Consider the following 305-nt stretch of genomic DNA (forward strand, 5'->3'; position numbering starts at 1 on the left):
AGACTGCCATAGTGGTTGCGTCCCCGCGTCATGCACGGCTTGTAGGCCACGCCAAAACCGTAGCTGCGGTAGTTTCGCCAAAATGATTCCGGACAGATATGACCGCACGAGCCGCACTCTGCCCATTGTAGGTAGCCGTTGACGAAAAACTCCCACGCATGGCGGTAGTTCATTTCATGTTCGTAGGCGAGCGTTATATCCATGCCGTTCTTGTAGAGTAGCCCTGTGCCAAGTGAGAGGCGTCCGCTACCTTGTTGTGCATTCGCACTTGCAGCGACACACACGCAGGTAATTATCAGGATGAT

General features: G+C 53.8%; 1 pseudogene. It reads right to left on the reverse strand.

The window, feature by feature from the left end:
• Nucleotides 1-305, reverse strand: a pseudogene (locus ABUA47_RS24960) (hypothetical protein); the annotation flags it as partial.

The sequence above is a fragment of the Bacteroides sp. RTP31139st1_H2_RTP31139_211217 genome (genome assembly GCF_040227615.1).
GTDB classification, from domain to species: domain Bacteria; phylum Bacteroidota; class Bacteroidia; order Bacteroidales; family Bacteroidaceae; genus Bacteroides; species Bacteroides uniformis.